Origin of the sequence: Lentzea sp. NPDC051838, from assembly GCF_040681245.1 — a bacterium.
Lineage (GTDB): Bacteria > Actinomycetota > Actinomycetes > Mycobacteriales > Pseudonocardiaceae > Lentzea.
Genome location: NZ_JBFAYI010000024.1, coordinates 28398 through 45772 on the forward strand (window position 1 = coordinate 28398; position 17375 = coordinate 45772).

General features: G+C 68.4%; 22 protein-coding genes. 14 read left to right on the forward strand and 8 right to left on the reverse strand.

The window, feature by feature from the left end:
- Positions 1-53 precede the first annotated feature (53 nt).
- From AB0M24_RS35350 to AB0M24_RS35370, 5 genes are all read left to right on the forward strand, one after another.
- A complete protein-coding gene (locus tag AB0M24_RS35350) occupies positions 54-899 on the forward strand; it encodes a DUF427 domain-containing protein (RefSeq protein WP_363777821.1) in 846 nt (281 codons plus the stop codon).
- Complete coding sequence (locus AB0M24_RS35355) at positions 896-1543, forward strand: SDR family oxidoreductase (protein WP_363777822.1); 648 nt, start codon at positions 896-898, stop codon at positions 1541-1543. Before AB0M24_RS35350 ends, AB0M24_RS35355 begins: the two co-directional genes overlap by 4 nt.
- Before the next feature lies 1 nt (position 1544).
- A complete protein-coding gene (locus AB0M24_RS35360; protein ID WP_363777823.1) occupies positions 1545-1946 on the forward strand; it encodes a VOC family protein in 402 nt (133 codons plus the stop codon).
- Positions 1947-1982: 36 nt separating this feature from the next.
- The gene (locus tag AB0M24_RS35365; protein ID WP_363777824.1) at positions 1983-3188 is read left to right on the forward strand and encodes a cytochrome P450; all 1206 of its coding nucleotides are present in this window, start codon (positions 1983-1985) and stop codon (positions 3186-3188) included.
- A 64-nt stretch (positions 3189-3252) separates the two neighbouring features.
- Positions 3253-4455 carry an adenosylmethionine--8-amino-7-oxononanoate transaminase gene (locus AB0M24_RS35370; RefSeq protein WP_363777917.1) on the forward strand — a complete coding sequence of 401 codons (1203 nt, stop codon included), beginning with the start codon at positions 3253-3255 and terminating at the stop codon, positions 4453-4455.
- On the opposite strand, the gene AB0M24_RS35375 is transcribed toward AB0M24_RS35370, so the two are convergent.
- Positions 4428-4670 (reverse strand): glutaredoxin family protein, encoded by a 243-nt coding sequence (locus AB0M24_RS35375; RefSeq protein ID WP_363777825.1) that lies wholly within the window; start codon positions 4668-4670, stop codon positions 4428-4430. The genes AB0M24_RS35370 and AB0M24_RS35375 overlap by 28 nt on opposite strands.
- A gap of 36 nt (positions 4671-4706) precedes the next feature.
- Between AB0M24_RS35375 and bioD the strand changes: the two genes are divergently transcribed.
- The 4 genes from bioD to AB0M24_RS35395 all read left to right on the forward strand — a co-directional run bounded on the left by bioD (position 4707) and on the right by AB0M24_RS35395 (position 7302).
- Positions 4707-5426, forward strand: coding sequence for a dethiobiotin synthase (gene bioD / locus AB0M24_RS35380; RefSeq protein WP_363777826.1), 720 nt, complete (start codon positions 4707-4709; stop codon positions 5424-5426).
- A 70-nt stretch (positions 5427-5496) separates the two neighbouring features.
- Positions 5497-6513 carry a biotin synthase BioB gene (gene bioB, locus AB0M24_RS35385; protein WP_086666668.1) on the forward strand — a complete coding sequence of 339 codons (1017 nt, stop codon included), beginning with the start codon at positions 5497-5499 and terminating at the stop codon, positions 6511-6513.
- Positions 6510-6698 carry a hypothetical protein gene (locus AB0M24_RS35390; protein WP_363777827.1) on the forward strand — a complete coding sequence of 63 codons (189 nt, stop codon included), beginning with the start codon at positions 6510-6512 and terminating at the stop codon, positions 6696-6698. The genes bioB and AB0M24_RS35390 overlap by 4 nt, the downstream gene beginning before the upstream one ends.
- Before the next feature lie 13 nt (positions 6699-6711).
- Positions 6712-7302 (forward strand): DUF2567 domain-containing protein, encoded by a 591-nt coding sequence (locus AB0M24_RS35395; protein ID WP_363777828.1) that lies wholly within the window; start codon positions 6712-6714, stop codon positions 7300-7302.
- Between the two features lie 15 nt (positions 7303-7317).
- Here AB0M24_RS35395 and AB0M24_RS35400 read toward each other — a convergent pair whose 3' ends face one another.
- The 3 genes from AB0M24_RS35400 to AB0M24_RS35410 form a co-directional block, all read right to left on the reverse strand.
- Positions 7318-8040 carry a putative hydro-lyase gene (locus AB0M24_RS35400; RefSeq protein ID WP_363777829.1) on the reverse strand — a complete coding sequence of 241 codons (723 nt, stop codon included), beginning with the start codon at positions 8038-8040 and terminating at the stop codon, positions 7318-7320.
- Positions 8037-9281: an MFS transporter gene (locus AB0M24_RS35405; RefSeq protein ID WP_363777830.1), complete on the reverse strand. Its 1245-nt coding sequence runs from the start codon at positions 9279-9281 to the stop codon at positions 8037-8039. Before AB0M24_RS35405 ends, AB0M24_RS35400 begins: the two co-directional genes overlap by 4 nt.
- Before the next feature lie 111 nt (positions 9282-9392).
- The gene (locus AB0M24_RS35410; protein ID WP_363777831.1) at positions 9393-9989 is read right to left on the reverse strand and encodes a helix-turn-helix domain-containing protein; all 597 of its coding nucleotides are present in this window, start codon (positions 9987-9989) and stop codon (positions 9393-9395) included.
- A gap of 32 nt (positions 9990-10021) precedes the next feature.
- Between AB0M24_RS35410 and AB0M24_RS35415 the strand changes: the two genes are divergently transcribed.
- The gene (locus AB0M24_RS35415) at positions 10022-10807 is read left to right on the forward strand and encodes an alpha/beta hydrolase (RefSeq protein ID WP_363777832.1); all 786 of its coding nucleotides are present in this window, start codon (positions 10022-10024) and stop codon (positions 10805-10807) included.
- Positions 10808-10811: 4 nt separating this feature from the next.
- Positions 10812-11636, forward strand: coding sequence for an alpha/beta fold hydrolase (locus AB0M24_RS35420; protein ID WP_363777833.1), 825 nt, complete (start codon positions 10812-10814; stop codon positions 11634-11636).
- Here AB0M24_RS35420 and AB0M24_RS35425 read toward each other — a convergent pair.
- Positions 11602-12282, reverse strand: coding sequence for an LON peptidase substrate-binding domain-containing protein (locus AB0M24_RS35425; protein ID WP_363777834.1), 681 nt, complete (start codon positions 12280-12282; stop codon positions 11602-11604). The genes AB0M24_RS35420 and AB0M24_RS35425 overlap by 35 nt on opposite strands.
- Before the next feature lie 10 nt (positions 12283-12292).
- Complete coding sequence (locus tag AB0M24_RS35430) at positions 12293-12961, reverse strand: NUDIX domain-containing protein (RefSeq protein WP_363777918.1); 669 nt, start codon at positions 12959-12961, stop codon at positions 12293-12295.
- Positions 12962-13061: 100 nt separating this feature from the next.
- Here AB0M24_RS35430 and nadA point away from each other — a divergent pair, with 100 nt between their 5' ends.
- Genes nadA through nadC form a run of 3 tightly spaced genes read left to right on the forward strand, consistent with a single transcriptional unit; the run spans position 13062 to position 16527 of the window.
- On the forward strand, positions 13062-14081 hold the full coding sequence (gene nadA / locus AB0M24_RS35435) for a quinolinate synthase NadA (protein WP_363777835.1): 1020 nt from the start codon (positions 13062-13064) through the stop codon (positions 14079-14081).
- Positions 14081-15694, forward strand: coding sequence for an L-aspartate oxidase (locus tag AB0M24_RS35440; protein WP_363777836.1), 1614 nt, complete (start codon positions 14081-14083; stop codon positions 15692-15694). The genes nadA and AB0M24_RS35440 overlap by 1 nt, the downstream gene beginning before the upstream one ends.
- Positions 15691-16527 carry a carboxylating nicotinate-nucleotide diphosphorylase gene (gene nadC / locus AB0M24_RS35445; RefSeq protein WP_363777837.1) on the forward strand — a complete coding sequence of 279 codons (837 nt, stop codon included), beginning with the start codon at positions 15691-15693 and terminating at the stop codon, positions 16525-16527. The genes AB0M24_RS35440 and nadC overlap by 4 nt, the downstream gene beginning before the upstream one ends.
- Here nadC and AB0M24_RS35450 read toward each other — a convergent pair.
- Together AB0M24_RS35450 and AB0M24_RS35455 are read right to left on the reverse strand one after the other, a co-directional pair.
- Positions 16498-16926, reverse strand: a complete 429-nt coding sequence (locus tag AB0M24_RS35450) for a hypothetical protein (protein ID WP_363777838.1) — start codon at positions 16924-16926, stop codon at positions 16498-16500. The two genes, nadC and AB0M24_RS35450, sit on opposite strands and share 30 nt — an antisense overlap.
- 40 nt (positions 16927-16966) lie before the next feature.
- Entirely contained in the window at positions 16967-17374 is a 408-nt protein-coding gene (locus AB0M24_RS35455) for a cupin domain-containing protein (RefSeq protein WP_363777839.1), read from the reverse strand.
- Position 17375 lies beyond the last annotated feature (1 nt).

Genomic DNA, 17375 nt, shown 5'->3' on the forward strand with positions numbered 1-17375 from the left:
TATAGGACGGTCTGCCTAACTATCAATACCAATTTAAAGGGTTAGGAGAGGTCATGGGACTGTCGTGGCAGCAGGGACCGTTGGGTGCGAAGGCGGTGGGGCAGTTCCTCACGCCGGAGCCGTTTCCGGAGCGTTTGCTGTTCGTCGAACCGTTGCGGCGCCGCATGCGCGTGCGGCTCGACGGGCAGTGGGTGGCGGACAGCGAGGACGTCGTGCTGCTCCACGAACCCGGCCGCTATCCGGTCGCGTACTTCCCGCGCGAAGACGTCACCGGGCTGGACGAGGAAAGCCGCACCACGAACCACCGCGACCTCGGGGCGACGGCCTGGTTCACCGTGCTGGAGAAGAAGCACGCGGCCTGGCAGCACACGGACTTACCGGACCACGCCAAGGTCCTCGAAGGCCGAGTCGCTTTCGCTTGGCGTGCAATGGACGCGTTCTACGAGGAGGACGACCGGATCGTCGGGCACGCGGCGGATCCCTACCACCGCAACGACATCCGCCGGACCTCGCGGCACCTGGTGGTGCGCGACGGCACGAGGACCATTGCGAACACGAAGAGGCCGTTGGTGCTCTACGAGTCCGGTTTCGCGCCGCGGTGGTACGTGCCGCGCGCGGACATCGACACGGCCGCGTTGAAGCACGTCGAAGGCGAGACCTTCTGCCCCTACAAAGGTTTGGCGAGTTACTACGACATCGGCGAACGCAAGCGCGCCGCCTGGTCGTACCCGCAGGCGTGGCCGGAGGTGGCGGCCATCTCGGGCTGGGTGTCGTTCGAACCCGACGTGGTCGACGTGTTCCTCGACGGTCGCAAGCTGGTCCTCGAACCCGGTCAAGGCGTTGTGTCGCACGGCATCGACCGCGGTCTCGACCCCGACGAACTCCAGGAGCGCAAGTGAACGTGCTGGTGATCGGCCGCAACAGCGGCATCGCGCAGGCCGTGGTGAAGAAGGTCGAGGAGGCCGGGGGCACGGCGGTCGTCGCCGGCCGGGACGAGGTCGACCTGACGGACGAGGCCAGCATCGCGAAGCTGGCGGAGAAGGTCGGCGCGATCGACCACGTCGTGTCCACCGGATCGGCCAGGGCCCGTGGCACGGCGAAGGAACTGACCCCGGAAGCGGTCCAGGCGTCGCTCAACGTCAAGGTCGTCGGCGCGATCCTGCTGGCGAAGCACTTCGCGTCGCGCATGCCGGAGAACGGCTCGTTCGTGTTCCTCTCGGGAGCTTCGGCCCGCAAGGTCATGCCGGGCATGCTCGCGGTCGGCGCCACCAACGCAGCCGTCGACGCGGTCGTCCGGGGTCTCGCGGTCGAGCTCGCGCCGATCCGGGTCAACGCGATCTCGCCCGGCACGATCGACACCGGCGCCTACGACGCGCTGGGCGAGGAGAAGAAGGCCGCGTTGTTCGCTCACAAGCAGGCCACCAGCCCGGTGCGCCGGATCGGGCAGGCCGAGGACATCGCCGACGCCGTGTTGTTCGCGCTCACCAACACGTTCATGACCGGTGTTTCGCTCGCGGTCGACGGCGGCGAGGTGCTGGTCTGACATGGACTACGCGATCGAGGTCGTCACGCTTCCCGTCACGGATGTCGACCGGGCGCTCGGCTTCTACGTCCAGGCCGGGTTCGTGCTCGACGTCGACTACCACCCCAACGACGAGTTCCGCGTCGTCCAGCTGACTCCGCCGGGTTCCGGGTGCTCGATCCAGTTCGGCACCGGCCTCTCCGCGACCCTCGTCGTCACCGACATCGAGGCCGCACACCGTGAAATGTCCGAAAGAGGCCTGAACGTCAGTTCGTTGCGGCACAAGGCCGGTTTGCCCGACTGGCAGGGCGGTTTCGAACCGGGAATCGACCCGGGACGCCGCGACTACGCGAGCTTCTTCGACTTCACCGACCCGGACGGCACGACGTGGACGGTGCAGGAACGAGGATCGCTCGAGAAATAGTGGCGAGACATGAGTTAACGGGGTTAACTGGGTGAGGTGACGACACTCACCCAGTTGCCCGCCGACTACGTCCAGAACCCGCACGAAGTGCACGACATGTTGCGTGCCGAGGGGCCCGTGCAGGAAGTCCACATGCCGCGTGGGCTCAAGGTCTGGCTCGTGACTCGTTACGACGAAGCGAAGATCGCTCTCACCGACTCCAGGGTCAGCAAGAACATCCTCGAGGGCGGCCACCTGATGGTGACGCACGCTTCCGATGCCGCCGAGCGCCGCGAGATCGAGCCCACGCTCGCCGTCCACATGCTCAACATGGACCCGCCGCACCACACCCGGCTGCGCAAGCTCGTGACGAAGGCGTTCACCGCTCGTCGCATCGAACTGCTGCGGCCGCGCGTGCAGGAGATCGCGGCCGAGCTGATCGCCAAGCTGAACGACGGCGACGAGGTCGACCTGCTGGAAGCCTTCGCGTTCCCGCTGCCGATCACCGTGATCTGCGAGCTGCTCGGCATCCCGATCGACAACCGCGACGACTTCCGCGAGTGGTCGAACCAGCTGCTGTCCTTCGGCACGCCCGAGCAGGTCCAGAGCGCGGCGACCTCGATGGCCGGCTTCCTGTACCAGCACGTCATGGCGATCGCCGAGGCCGAGCCGAACGACACGTTCTTCTCCGCTCTCGTGCACGCCGACGACTCCGGTGACCGGCTGAACACCGAAGAGCTGGTCTCGATGGCGTTCCTGCTGCTCGTGGCGGGTCACGAGACGACGGTGAACCTCATCGGCAACGCGGTGCTGTCGCTGCTGAACAACCCGGACCAGCTGCAGATCCTGCGCGAGCGTCCCGAGCTGATCCCCGCGAGCACGGAGGAGTTCCTGCGGCTGGAGGGTCCGGTCAACGTCGCGACCTTCCGCTTCACCAAGGAGCCTCTCGACCTCGGCGGCGTGACGGTGCCCGCCGGCGAGATCCTGATGGTGTCGCTGGTCGCCGCGAACCGCGATCCCGCGAAGTACGAGAACCCCGACCAGCTCGACGTCACGCGGTCCGCGCAGGGGCACGTCGCGTTCGGCCACGGCATCCACTTCTGCCTCGGCGCCCCGCTGGCCCGGCTGGAGTTCGACGTGGCGTTGACGCAGCTGCTCGCACGGTTCCCGAACCTGCAGCTCGCCGCCGAGCCGGAGACGCTGGTGTGGCGGGACAGCACGCTGATCCGCGGTCTGCACACGCTGCCTGTTCGTCTCGCTTAATGTCTGGCAGGTGGACGACCTGCTGAAGCTCGACCAGGCGCACGTCTGGCACCCGTACGGCCCGATGCCGGGCACCCAGGAACCGCTGCTCGTCTCGGAGGCCTCGGGTGTCCGGCTCACGCTCGCGGACGGCCGCGAGCTCGTCGACGGCATGTCGTCCTGGTGGGCGGCCATCCACGGCTACCGCCACCCGGTGCTCGACGCGGCCGTCACGGATCAGCTCGGCCGGATGAGTCACGTGATGTTCGGCGGGCTCACCCACGAGCCCGCCATCCGCCTCGCGACCAAGCTCGTCGAGATCACGCCGTCGGAGCTGCAGCACGTCTTCCTGTGCGACTCCGGCTCGGTGTCCGTCGAAGTCGCCGTCAAGATGTGTATGCAGTATTGGCGTTCGCAGGGCCGTCCGGAGAAGCGCCGGATGTTGACATGGCGCGGTGGCTACCACGGCGACACGTTCACGCCGATGTCTGTATGCGATCCAGTAGGCGGTATGCATTCGCTCTGGCATGGAATTCTGCCCGAGCAGGTTTTCGCAGACAGTCCACCGGCTGAATTGGATACTGCATACGTTCAGCACCTCGCCGACATGGTGGAACAGCACGCCCACGAGCTCGCCGCGATCATCGTCGAGCCCGTCGTGCAGGGTGCGGGCGGTATGCGCTTCCACGACCCGCGCTACCTGCATGTGCTGCGTGAGCTCGCGTACACACACGACGTGCTGCTCGTGTTCGACGAGATCGCCACGGGCTTCGGGCGCACCGGCGAGCTGTTCGCCGCCGACCACGCCAATGTCAGCCCGGACGTCATGTGCCTCGGCAAGTCGCTGACCGGCGGGTACATGACGATGGCCGCCACGCTGTGCACGTCACGGGTCGCGGACGGCATCAGCAAGGGCGAAGTACCGATCCTCGCGCACGGGCCGACGTTCATGGGCAACCCGCTGGCGTCCGCGGTGTCGCTCGCGTCGATCGACCTGCTGCTCGCGCAGGACTGGAAGCGGGAGATCGCGCGCATCGAGAACGGCTTGAAGGCCGGTCTCGCACCCGCCCGTGAGCTGTCCACCGTCAAGGACGTGCGCGTGCTCGGCGCCATCGGTGTCGTGCAGCTCCACGAGCCCGTGGACATGGCACGAGCGACCAAGGCCGCGGTCGACAACGGCGTGTGGCTGCGCCCGTTCCGCGACCTGATCTACACCATGCCGCCGTTCATCAGCACGGACGACGACGTCGCGACGATCTGTCAGGCCGTGATCGCGGCCGCGAGCTGAGTGTCGGTCGGCTCGACCAGGAACTCGCCGCTCGGAAGCACGACGACGGGGATCTGCTTGCGACCGGAGATCTCGATCGCCCGGTCGCGCGCCTCGTCGTCGTGCTCGACGTCGACGTAGGTGAACGGCACGTTGTTGCGGGTCAGCCACGACTTGGCCCGGCGGCAGTCCCCACACCATTCGGCGCCGTACATCACGATCGGTTGCTCGGTCATGCCTTCACGGTATGTGACGGCATAGGGTGATTGCCTGTGAGCGTGCTGGTGATCACCGGAACCGGGACAGAGGTCGGCAAGACCGCCGTCACCGCGGGCATCGCTGCCCTGGCCAGGGCGGAAGGTCGCAGGGTGGCGGTGCTGAAGCCCGCCCAGACGGGCCTGCTGCCCGGCGAGCCCGGCGACGTCGCCGAGGTGGCGCGGCTGGCGGGTGACGTGACGACCCGTGAGCTGGCCAGATACCCCGACCCGCTGGCTCCGGCCACCGCGGCGAGACGGGCGGGCATGCCCACCGTGCACCCCGCCGACGTCGCCAAAGCCGTCACCGAGCTCGACGAGACCCACGACCTGGTGCTGGTCGAGGGCGCCGGCGGGCTGCTGGTGCGGTTCGACGAGGGCGGTTCCACCCTGGCCGACATCGCGTGGGCGGTGAACGCGCCGGTCCTGATCGTGGCGCAGGCGGGCCTGGGCACCCTCAACACCACCGCTCTCACGGCCGAGGCGCTGCAGCGCAGGGGCATCGAGTCGCTGGGTGTCGTGGTGGGCAGCTGGCCGTTGCACCCGGACCTCGCCTCCCTCACCAACCTGGCCGATCTGCCCGACGCGGCGGGCGCTCCCCTCCTCGGTGCGCTCCCTCAAGGTGTGACGAAGCTCGGTTCTGTGGATTTCCTGGCGGTCGCCAAGAGATCGTTTTCACCGTGGTTCGGCGGCGAGTTCGACCCGGAGACGTTCGCGGCTCAGTTCGCGGTCCAGTGACCTACGTCGCTCCACGATGAAGGATTCAGTGAGGCATAGTGCTCGCCAGGCCACAGGAGGAGGAGAGACCGTGACCGCAGCTCCGGAACAGATCGACGTGCTCGACGAGGCTCGTGAGCAGGTGCTCGAACGAGGTGTCGGCCTGTCCGAAGCTCAGGTGCTGAAAGTCCTCGAACTGCCAGAGGACCGGATCCCCGAGCTCCTGGCGTTGGCGCACGAGGTGCGTGAGCGCTGGTGCGGGCCGGAGGTCGAGGTCGAGGGCATCGTCTCGCTGAAGACCGGCGGCTGCCCCGAGGACTGCCACTTCTGCTCGCAGTCCGGCCAGTTCCCGTCGCCCGTGCGGTCGGCGTGGCTGGACATCCCCGGCCTGGTGCGCGCCGCCCGGCAGACCCGCGACACCGGTGCGACCGAGTTCTGCATCGTCGCCGCCGTGCGCGGACCGGACAAGCGACTGCTCTCGCAGGTGCGCGACGGCATCAAGGCCATCCGCGAGGACGGCAACGACATCCAGATCGCCTGCTCGCTCGGCATGCTCACGCAGGAGCAGGTCGACGAGCTCGTGGCGATGGGCGTGCACCGCTACAACCACAACCTCGAGACCGCGCGCTCGCACTTCCCCGAGGTCGTCACCACGCACTCCTGGGAGGAGCGCTGGGACACGTTGAGGATGATCCGCGACGCCGGCATGGAGGTCTGCTGCGGCGGCATCATCGGCATGGGCGAGACGCTGGCCCAGCGCGCGGAGTTCGCCGTGCAGCTGGCCGAGCTGGAGCCCGACGAGGTTCCGTTGAACTTCCTCATCCCGAACCCCGGCACGCCCTACGAGAACTACCCGGTCGTCGAGGGTGCCGAGGCGCTGCGGACGGTCGGCGCGTTCCGGCTGGCCCTGCCGCGCACGATCCTGCGGTTCGCCGGCGGTCGTGAGCTGACGTTCGGCGACCTGGGCGCGAAGCAGGGCATGCTCGGCGGCATCAACGCGATCATCGTCGGCAACTACCTGACGAACCTCGGCCGGCCCGCGCAGCAGGACCTCGACATGCTGGAAGAGCTGTCGATGCCGATCAAGGCGTTGAGCCAGACCCTATGACGTACTGCTCCTTCTGCGGCAAAGAGGAAGCTGACGGCGACCACGCGTTCTGCCGTCAGCGCCTGTCGATGATCGACCCGCCGCGGTACTGCTCGGAGTGCGCTCGCCGCATGGTCGTCCAGGTGACTCCGGACGGCTGGGCGGCGCGTTGCAGCCGTCACGGCGAGATCACTTCTGCCCGGTAGTAACCTCTCGCGAATGGACGAGAAAGCAGCCCCGGTTCGCATCGAACCCCTGCCGGAGCCGCCGTACGTCTACCACTACATCCGGCCGCGGCCGAAGGTCGTGGTGAAGCGGGATCTGCTGCCGGGCCTGGTCGTGCTGCTCACGACGTTCGCGTTCGGGCTGCCCGCCGGGTACCTGTGGTCGTGGCTCGCCCCGGCCCAGCTCAAGATCGTCTCGCCGAACGACAACAAGTTCTACCCGATCGGCGTCGAGAGCTACCACCGGCTGGACGCGCTGATGGTGTTCGTGATGATCGGTCTCGGCGCGGGCGCGATCACCGGCATCGCGGTGTGGCTGCTGCGGCAACGGCGCGGGCCCGTGGTGATGCTGGCGATGACGGCGGGGTCGTTCGCGGCGGCGTGGTTCACCCAGTACCTGGGCGGCAACGTGGCGGCGGGCGCGTACCCGGTGCCGGCGACGATCAAGCCCGGCGACACGCTGCTCGTGGCGCCGTCGCTGGAGACGTGGTGGGGGATTCTGGCGTGGCCGCTCGCGGCAGCGCTGGCCTACGGCTGCTGTGCGGCGTGGAACGGCCTGGACGACCTGGGGCGGCGCCTCGGCTGAGACGCCGCCGTCAGCTCACCCGACCCGATAAGCGAAATCCGGCATGTCGGTGACGAACATCTGACCTGGCGCGTGCGTGATCGCGAACGGCGGCCTGGACTTCATCAGCACCGCCTGCGGGGTCACGCCGCACGCCCAGAACACCGGCACGTCACCGGGTTCCGGTTCGACGGCGTCCCCGAAGTCGGGCCGCTCGACGTCGGAGATCCCCAGCATCCGAGGATCGCCAGCACCGACCGGAGCCCCGTGCACCGACGGCATCAGCGCGGTGACCTTGTGCGCTATGTCCACAAGGGACTCCGGAATCCACCGCATCGACACGACCATCGGTCCGTGCAGCCGTCCCGCGGGCCGGCACTGGATGTCCGTGACGAACATCGAGACGTTCTTGCCCTGATCCACGTGCCGCAGCGGCACTCCAGCGCTTTCCAGTGCCGTCTCGAACGTGAAGCTGCAGCCGATCAGGAACGTCACCAGGTCGTCGCGCCAGAACTCCGTGGCGTTCTCGGGTTCTGCCACCAGCTCGCCGTTCTCCCAGATCCGGTAGCGCGGTGCGTGGGTGCGCACGTCGGCGTCCTGCTTGAGCGCGCTGACCGTCTCGCCGGCGTCCAGCACGTCGAGCACCGGACAAGGCTTGGGGTTGCGGTGGGTGAAGAGGAGGAAGTCGTACGCCCAGTCCTTGGGGATGGCGATCAGGTTGGCCTGCGCCTGTCCCGGTGCGGTGCCCGCTGTCGTCATTCCAGCTCCTTGTTGACCGTCTCCGGCAACCAGATCAGTGCGACGACAGCGATCCCGTACGCCGCCGCTCCGAACAGCATCGCACCGCCGATGCCCAGCCGGTCGGCCATGAACCCGACCAGTCCGGGGAACACCGCGCCGAACGCGCGGCCGAAGTTGTAGGTGAAGCCCTGGCCGGTGCCGCGCAGGTGCGTCGGGTAGAGCTCGCTGAGATAGCTGCCGAACCCGCTGAAGATGGCGGACATGCAGAACCCGAGCGGGAAGCCGAGGAACATCACCAACGTGTTGGCACCGTTGGGAATCTGCGTGTAGGCGACGATCAGCAACGCGCTGGCGGTCGCGAAGAGCACGAAGGTCTTCTTGCGTCCCAGGTAGTCCGTGAGGTAGCCGCCGCACACGTACCCGATCCACGCGCCGGTGATGAGGAACGCGAGGTACCCGCCGGTGCCGATGATCGTGAGCTTGCGGCCGGTCTGCAGGAACGCGGGCAGCCACGTCGCGAGCGTGTAGTAACCGCCCTGGACACCGGTGGCGAGCAGCGCGGCGAACAGCGTGGTCTTGAGAGTCTTGCCCTGGAAGATCTTGGGGAACGTGCCCTTCTGGTTCGCGTGCGCCTTGGCTTCCGGCGCGTCGTCGACGTTGCGGCGCACGTAGAAGATGAGGATCGCGGGCAGGGCGCCGGTCCAGAACATGATCCGCCACGACCACGCGGGGTCGGCCAGCGAGGCGACCAGGGTGTTGATCAGGACCGCGAGACCCCAGCCCACCGCCCAGGCGCTCTGGATGAACGCCACCGTGCGGCCGCGGTACTTCGGCTTGCAGTACTCGGCCACGAGGATCGCTCCGGCCGCCCACTCACCGCCGAACCCGAGTCCCTGCAACGCGCGGAAGACCAGCAGCGTCTCGTAGCTCGTCGCGAAGCCGCACAGCACGGTGAAGAACGCGTACGCCGCGACCGTGATGATCAGCGTTTTCGATCGGCCGAACCGGTCCGCCATCACACCCGCGACCGCGCCGCCGATGGCGCTCATCAGCAGGGTGGACGTGCCCAGCAGGCCCGCTTCTGCCTTGGTCAGGCCGAAGTAGCCGGTGATCGCGACCAGGCTCAGCGGCAGGACCCAGTAGTCGTACGAGTCCAGCCCGTAGCCGCCGAACGCGCCGATGAACGCGCGCCTGCCCTTCTGGCCGAGACTGCGGAACCAGGCGAAACGGCCTGTGTCCTCGGTCGTGGTCGTGCTCATGGGACACCTCGCAGCGTGGTGGAGGGGTACTTGACGAGTGTGACGTGGCCCTCAGAGTACGAATTGTTCAACAATCCCACAAGGCCACAATTCAACGATCCGACAACCGCCTCAGCCGATTGCGGCGAACGCGGGCCGGAACACGTCCAGTGCCGTGCGGATCTCAGCCTCCAGGGCGTCGATCTCCTCCTCGGTCTCGATCGTCCCCAAGCGGTCCACAGCCCGCACGAAGACGTGCAACAGGGCATCCGTGAGCGTCCGGGCCACCACAGCGTCGTCGAACCGTCCCGATGGGCGCGCCACCCACACCTCCGCCAGCGCGCTCGACCACGAGTCGGCGAGTTCCAGCAGGTATCTCCGCAGTCCCGCGTCCGTGGCCACGAGCCGGGGCATCCCTCCGGGGTTGCCGATCGCCCGGCGTGCCGACGTCCCGAGCACCGCTGCCGACAGCCACTCCCAGTAGTTTGCGACCACACCGGAGTACTGGTCCAGGTCCAGCAAGGCCGCCCGCAACTCGTCCGCTCGATCGAAGACCAGGCTCTCCTTGGTGGGGAAGTGGTTGTAGACGGTCTGCTCCGACACCTCCGCCGCCTCGGCGACCTCGATCATCGTCACCGCGCGGAACCCGTTGCGCGCGAACAGCTCTGCCGCGCAGGCCGCGATCGTCGCCCTCGTCAGCGCCTTCTTGCGTTCTCTCAGTCCCGCCACATCAGCTCCTTGGTTAGGGTTACTCTAATCTTATGGTCACTCAAGTGAACTACCGCACCACGGGCACCGGACCTGGTCTGGTGGTCGTCCACGGCGCGTTGCAGAGCTCGTCCAGCTACGAGAAGTTCGCGGAAGCGCTCGCGGACGAGTTCACCGTCCACGTCGTCGACCGGCGTGGCCGCCACGGCAGCGCTCCGCACGCCGCCGACCACAGCCTGAAAACCGAGGTCGACGACATCGCGGCCGTGGTGCGCGAAACCGGGGCGCAGCGGTTGTTCGGCCTCAGCTCCGGCGCGGTGATCGTGCTCGAATCCGCGTTGTCGATCCCAGGTATCACGCACGTCGCGGCCTACGAGCCCCCGATCACCGCGCCCGGCCTGAAAGACCACGTCTTCGAGCGGTTCGAGCGGGAGGTCGCGAACGGGCAGCACGCGGAGGCCCTGGTCACGATCGGCCTCGGCCTGGAGGTCGGGCCGCGGTGGCTGGGCCTGCTGCCGCGCCCGCTCCTCCTCGCGGTGACGCGCAAGCTCCTGGCGAACGACGTCGACATGGTCAGCCTGCTGCCGACCGCGCGCTACGACTTCAGGGTCGTGGGCGAGGGCAGCAAGAACCTGGAGCGGTTCAAGGCGCTCGAAGCCGACGTGGTGCTCCTGGGCGGCTCCAAGTCCCCGCGCTACCTCAAAGACGCTCTGGCGATCCTTGAAACGCTTCTCCCCGACGCCACGAGGGTGGAGGTGCGCGGAGCCGACCACGGCAGCCCTACCGAACGCCCGGACCTCGTCGTTCCGGAGCTCAGGAGGTTCTTCGACCTACCCTGATCTCATGGTCACCCGAGCAGCGTCGCGTGACGGCACTCCCATCGGCTACCGCACCACCGGAACCGGGCCCGGCCTGGTCGTGATCCACGGCGCCATGGAATCGGCGAAGGATTACGAGAAGCTGGCGCAAGCGCTCGCGGACGAGTTCACCGTCCACGCCTTCGACCGGCGTGGCCGCGGGCGCAGCGGGCCGCACACCGCGGAGCACAACCTGGGAACCGAGGTCGAGGACGTCGAAGCCGTCGTGGCGGCCACCGGGTCGCAGCGACTGTTCGGGGTCGGCTCCGGTGGCCTGATCGCGTTGGAGTCCGCGCGGGTCCTCCCCAGCGTCACCCATGTCGCCGCCTACCAGCCATCGGCCCACCTGCCTCACCGCAAGCCCGTCTTCGAGCGGTTCGAGGCCGAGGTCGCGGACGGCAGGAGGGCCGACGCACTGGTCACGCTCCTCAAAGGCGCGGGCGTCGGGCCGCTCTGGCTGCGCCTGCAGCCGCGCCCGCTCCTGACCGTGCTGCTGCGCTACCTCGTCCAGGAGGATGCGCAGAACCAGACCGGACTGCTGTCGACCGTCCCCCACGACTTCCGGGTCGCCGGTGAGGTCCACGCGAACTTGGAGCGGTTCAACACCCTCAAGGCCACCGTGGCGCTCATGGGCGGCTCGAAGGCCCCGCGCTTCCTCAAGGATGCCATGGCCACCGTTGGCACGTTCATCCCGCACGTGACCGAACTGCGCGGAGCCGCCCACAACAGCCCGATCAGACGCCCGGAGCTCGTCGTCCCGGAGCTCAAGCGGTTCTTCAGTTCGGGCTCGGCACGTGCCCGAACTCCGTGAGCGGCACGGGAACGGCCTTCAGCGCGCTGAGAATCCCGGTCTCCCGGTGCAGCATCCGCCGGACCAAACGCAACCGCCGCGCCGGCGACGTCTCCTCCAGCAACCGCTGCCGATCTTCCACGGGCAGCAGGCAGTCAGCGGCGAGCAGGTACGACAACGCGCCCAGTTCGACGTCCTCGGCGGGTGCCGACCAGTCCTCGCGGTGCCACGCGGCTCCGCAGTACCGCTCGTGAGCCGCGCGCGCTCCCCGTTCGAGAATCGGCACGACCTCCAGCGCCGCCTCGGGCACCGGTGAGTCGTCCAGGTACTCGACGTGGCCGAGCAGGTACGGCGCGGTCGTCGAGTCGACGTCCAGCAGGCGGAAGCGCTTCACTCCGCGCGTGACGATGTCGAACCGGCCCTCGGGCAACGGGCGGGCGTCGAGCAGGTCGGCGGAGCAGCCGATGTCCTTGAGGGCGCGGACGTTGTCGGCGCCCACCTCCCAGCCGTCCTTGATGCACACGACCCCGAACGTGCGGCCGAACAAGGAACCCGTCATCAGGTCGACGACGAGCTGGCGGTAGCGCGGCTCGAAGATGTGCAACGGCAAAGACGCCCCGGGCAACAGCACCGTGCCCAGGGGGAAGAGGGGGAGCGTCTCTGCCACGCGTCCCACGTTACGGGGTGCCACTCCCGCCCGCCGGACGGCCGGATCCCGGCGGTCTCAGCACGGCGAACGGGTCGGTGACCTTGATTCCCTTGGCGCTGAACCGGAACAGGGCCGCGGGACGGCCTCCTGACGGACCTGGGGGAGCGGTGCCACCCGTCGGTTCCAGCAACAACCGGCGGGACAGGACCCGCTGGAGGTTCGTCGCGGACACCCGGTAACCGAGTGCGGCCGAGTAGTGGTCGCGCAGCAGGGAGATCGTGAACTCCGGTGGCGCGAGGGCGAATCCGAGGTTCGTGTACGACAGCTTCGAGGCGAGCCTGTGCCGTGCTCGGTGCACGATCGAGGAGTGGTCGAACGCCATCGGAGGGAGCGTGTCCACGCAGTGCCACTCGGTGTCCGACGGACGCTCCGGGTCGGCGTCGGAGGGCACCAGTCCGAGGAACGCCGTCGCCACGACACGGGGTCCGGGAACGCGGTCCGGGGCGCTGAAGACGGCCAGCTGCTCGACGTGTGACAACTGTCGCACGTCGACTTTCTCGGTCAGCTGACGGCGGATGGAGGTCTCCACGTCCTCGTCCACCCGCAGGCCGCCACCTGGCAGCGACCAGCGGTGAGCATGTGGCTCCCGTGCGCGCTCCCACAGCATGACCTGGAGTGACGCACCTCTCACCCGCAGCACAGCTGCCAGAACTTCATGTCCCACGCCCGCCACTCGGCTGATACTATCGGCGACGTTTTCGACCAACAGGCGAAAACCTGGAACCGAGGAGGCAGCGATGGTCGCTACCGCAACTGTGGAGCGAACCGCGTCAGGTGTGTTCGGCGGAGTCGAGCCGAACGCGGCGTGGCGGGACGAGGTGTTGCGCCTCGCGAAGGAGCGGGACGCCGTCATCCTGGCGCACAACTACCAGCTGCCCGAGATCCAGGACATCGCCCACCACACCGGCGACTCGCTCGCGCTGTCTCGCATCGCGGCGCAGTCCGACGCGCAGACCATCATCTTCTGCGGCGTGCACTTCATGGCCGAGACCGCGAAGATCCTGGCGCCCGAGAAGACCGTGCTGATCCCGGACGAGCGCGCGGGGTGTTCGCTGGCCGACTCGATCACCGGCGCCCAGCTGCGCGAGTGGAAGGCGGAGCACCCCGGCGCCGTCGTCGTGTCCTACGTGAACACCACGGCCGAGGTGAAGGCCGAGACGGACATCTGCTGCACGTCGTCCAACGCCGTCGACGTGGTGCGCTCGATCCCGGCCGACCGCGAGGTGCTGTTCTGCCCGGACCAGTTCCTGGGCGCGCACGTGAAGCGCGAGACCGGCCGCGAGAACCTGCACATCTGGGCGGGCGAGTGCCACGTCCACGCCGGTATCAACGGGCCTGAGCTGGCCGAACGTGCCGCCGCGAACCCGGACGCCGACCTGTTCATCCACCCGGAGTGCGGGTGCGCGACGTCGGCTCTGTACCTGAGCGGCGAGGGCATCGTGCCGGCGGAGAAGGTCAAGATCCTCTCGACCGGCGACATGATCACCGCGGCTCGCTCGACGAACGCCCGCAAGGTGCTCGTCGCGACCGAGGTCGGCATGCTGCACCAGCTGCGCAAGGCCGCTCCGGAGATCGACTTCCGCGCCGTGAACGACCGCGCGTCCTGCACCTACATGAAGATGATCACGCCGGCCGCTCTGCTGCGTTGCGTGCGTGAGGGTCTGGACGAGGTGCACGTGGACCTGGAGACCGCTCGCAGGGCGCAGGGTGCCGTGCAGCGCATGATCGAGATCGGCCAGCCCGGCGGCGGTGAGTGATGGCCGCGCGCTGGGAGGCGCGGGCCGACCTGATCGTGGTCGGCACGGGCGTGGCGGGGCTGACGGCCGCGCTGCACGCCCGTGAGCTGGGACTTCGCGTCCTGGTCGTGACGAAGGCTGCGGGCGACGACGGCAACACGCGCTGGGCTCAGGGCGGCGTCGCGGTCGTCATGGAGGACCAGCACGATCCCGGAGACTCGGTCGAGCGGCACATCGAGGACACGCTGACGGCGGGCGCGGGCCTCTGCTCTGTCGAGGCTGTCTCGGCGATCATCTCCGACGGACCCGCTGCGGTGGCGCGGTTGCGTGAACGCGGTGCCGTGTTCGACGCCCGTCCGGACGGGTTGCTGGAGCGCACCCGCGAAGGTGGGCACAGCGCGTTCCGCGTGGTGCACGCCGGCGGTGACGCGACGGGTGCCGAGGTCGAACGGGCGTTGCTCAAGGCCACTGTGGACGGACGGGTTCCCCTGCTGGAGAACCACGTCGCGGTCGACGCGGTGAAGACGCCGCTCGGCGCGGTGTGCGGACTGCTGGTGCTGGACGGCAACGGCGTGCCCGGGGTTTTGAGCGCGCCGGCTGTTCTCCTGGCGACCGGTGGTCTCGGCCAGATGTACCAGGCGACGTCGAACCCGTCCGTGGCCACCGGCGACGGGTTGGCTCTGGCGTTGCGCGCCGGTGCGCTGGCCGCGGACGTCGAGTTCATCCAGTTCCACCCGACCGTGCTGTACACCGGTCGCGGTGCTCGTGGACGGTGCCCGCTCGTCACGGAAGCCGTGCGCGGTGAAGGTGCCGTGCTGGTCGACGCGACCGGCGCGCGCGTGATGAAGGGCGTGCACCCGCTGGAGGATCTGGCTCCGCGCGACGTCGTGGCGGCCGCGATCACCCGGCACATGGCCGCTGAGCCCGGTGGTGTCGACGACCACGTGTTCCTGGACGCGACCTCGTTGCACGACATGGCTACCCGGTTCCCGACGGTGTACGCGGCGTGCGTCTCGGTGGGGATCGACCCGGCCGTGGACCCGATTCCGGTGGCTCCGGCGGCTCACTTCGCCTGTGGTGGCGTGGTTTCTTCCGTTGACGGCCGCACCGGCGTGACTGGTTTGTACGCTGTTGGCGAGGTCGCTCGGACCGGGCTGCACGGCGCGAACCGGTTGGCGTCCAACAGCTTGCTCGAAGGCCTGGTCTGCGGCACCCGTGCCGCCGAGGCCGTGGCTTCCGATCTTGCGCTTGGTTTGGTTCTGCCTGCTCGTACGCCCGAGGTCTCGCTGCCCACTGCTCCTGTTGCCGACCGCGATCTGCTCCAGCGCGTGATGTCCCGGTACGCCGCGATCGGTCGTGACGCGGAGGGCCTGGCCGTGGTGGGTTCGGTGCTCGACGTGTCCACTGTGGACAAGCAGCTGGAGTCGCGTGAGCTGGTCGAGGACGCGGCTTTGACCATGGCCGCTCGTGCTTTGATCGCCGCTGCTGCCGAACGCACTGAGTCGCGTGGTTGCCACGTGCGCACGGACTTCGTCGAGCGCTCCGAGGCGTGGCAACGCAGTCAGCTCGTCCGGCTCACCCCGACCGGTCAGCCCGTGCTGGCCGATCCTGTTCTGGCAGAGGGTGTCGCATGACCATCGATTGGGACGACGCGAACCGGGTCATCCAGCTCGCCCTGGAGGAAGACCTCCGTTACGGCCTGGACGCCACGACGCTGGCGACCGTGCCGGAGAAGTCCGTCGCCACGGCGGAGATCACGCCTCGCTCGGCCGGCGTGCTGTGCGGTGTTTCCATTGCCCGCACGGCTTTCCAGCGCTACCTGCCGGAGATCGAGGTGCTGTCCGAGGCCTCGGACGGCGACAAGGCCGTGCCCGGTGAGCCCGCGCTGGTGCTGACCGGTCCGACCCGCGGCCTGCTCACGGTCGAGCGCACGGCGTTGAACCTGATCTGCCACCTGTCCGGCATCGCGACGCAGACCGCGCGCTGGGTCACCGCGATCGAGGGCACCGGTGCTGCTGTGCGCGACTCGCGCAAGACGTTGCCCGGCTTGCGTTTGCTGCAGAAGTACGCGGTGCGGACCGGCGGCGGCGTGAACCACCGGATGGGCCTCGGCGACGCGATCCTGATCAAGGACAACCACGTCGCGGCGGCGGGATCCGTCGGTGCGGCGATCCGTGCGGCCCGCGCGCACGCTCCCGAACTGCTGATGGAGGTCGAGGTCGACAGCCTGCAGCAGCTCGACGAGGCGTTGGCCGAGGGCGCGGAACTGGTGCTGCTGGACAACTTCACGCCCGAGCAGTGCGCTGAGGCTGTTGCCAGGAGGCCTGAAGGCGTGAAGCTGGAGGCGTCCGGCGGGCTCACGCTGGACGTGGCCCGCCGGTACGCCGAGACGGGCGTGGACTACCTCGCGGTCGGCGGTCTCACGCACTCGTCGCCGTCACTCGACCTCGGCCTGGATCTTCGCTAGCGGCTGGTACCGCTCGACACCCACGGGCTGGACACCGGGGAAGTTCTGCACCCGGTGCCAGTCCGCGGTCTTCGAACCGACGCCGTTGCTGCCCGCCGTCACCGCGTCGACGTGGTCCTCGGCGCTGACCCACTCCGCGTAGTTGATGACGCGCTTGCCGTCCTCGCGGATGTGGAAGACCGCGCCGAGGCCGCCGGGATGCGGGTTCGGTTCGCTGGCCAATGCCACGAACACGGAGTCGACCCACGCCTTCGCGGTGGCCTCGTTCTCGGTGTCGACCGTGACGAGCACGACGCAGCCGACCTCGCGGTCACGGCGCGGCGGGCTGCCGCGGTAGACCTGGAAACCGTCGAGATCGCTGCGGCCGTGGACGAACGAGGGCAGGACTGGAAGTGTCATGCCCTCGATCCTGTGAGCTCGACCTAGCTGGAGGTCAAGCTCATTCGAAGGAACAGCCCGGATTCGGCTCGTCGCGGGAGAGCGGCGTGCCCTTGGGGTTCACGTACAGCACTTGCAGCACCATCGGCTCGGTGCCGAGGTTGCGGCCGATGTGCACGTGCGCCGGCTCCTCGATCAGCGTGTCACCGCGGTGGTGCACGAAGGTCGTGGTGCAGTCGGACATCGTGCGCGTGAGAACGCCCTTCTTGACGACGGCGTACAACGTGCCGTCGTGGTGGTGCCAGCCCGTCGCGCCACCAGGGGAGATGGTGATCTCGCGGACGGCGTAGTCCTTGTCGCCGACACTCCACTTGGCGATGTCCTTGGCGGTCACACCCCGTGGCGGCGTGGCGTGGGCGACCCCCGACAGCAACAACAACGCGGCCAACGTGGCCGAAACGATGCGCATG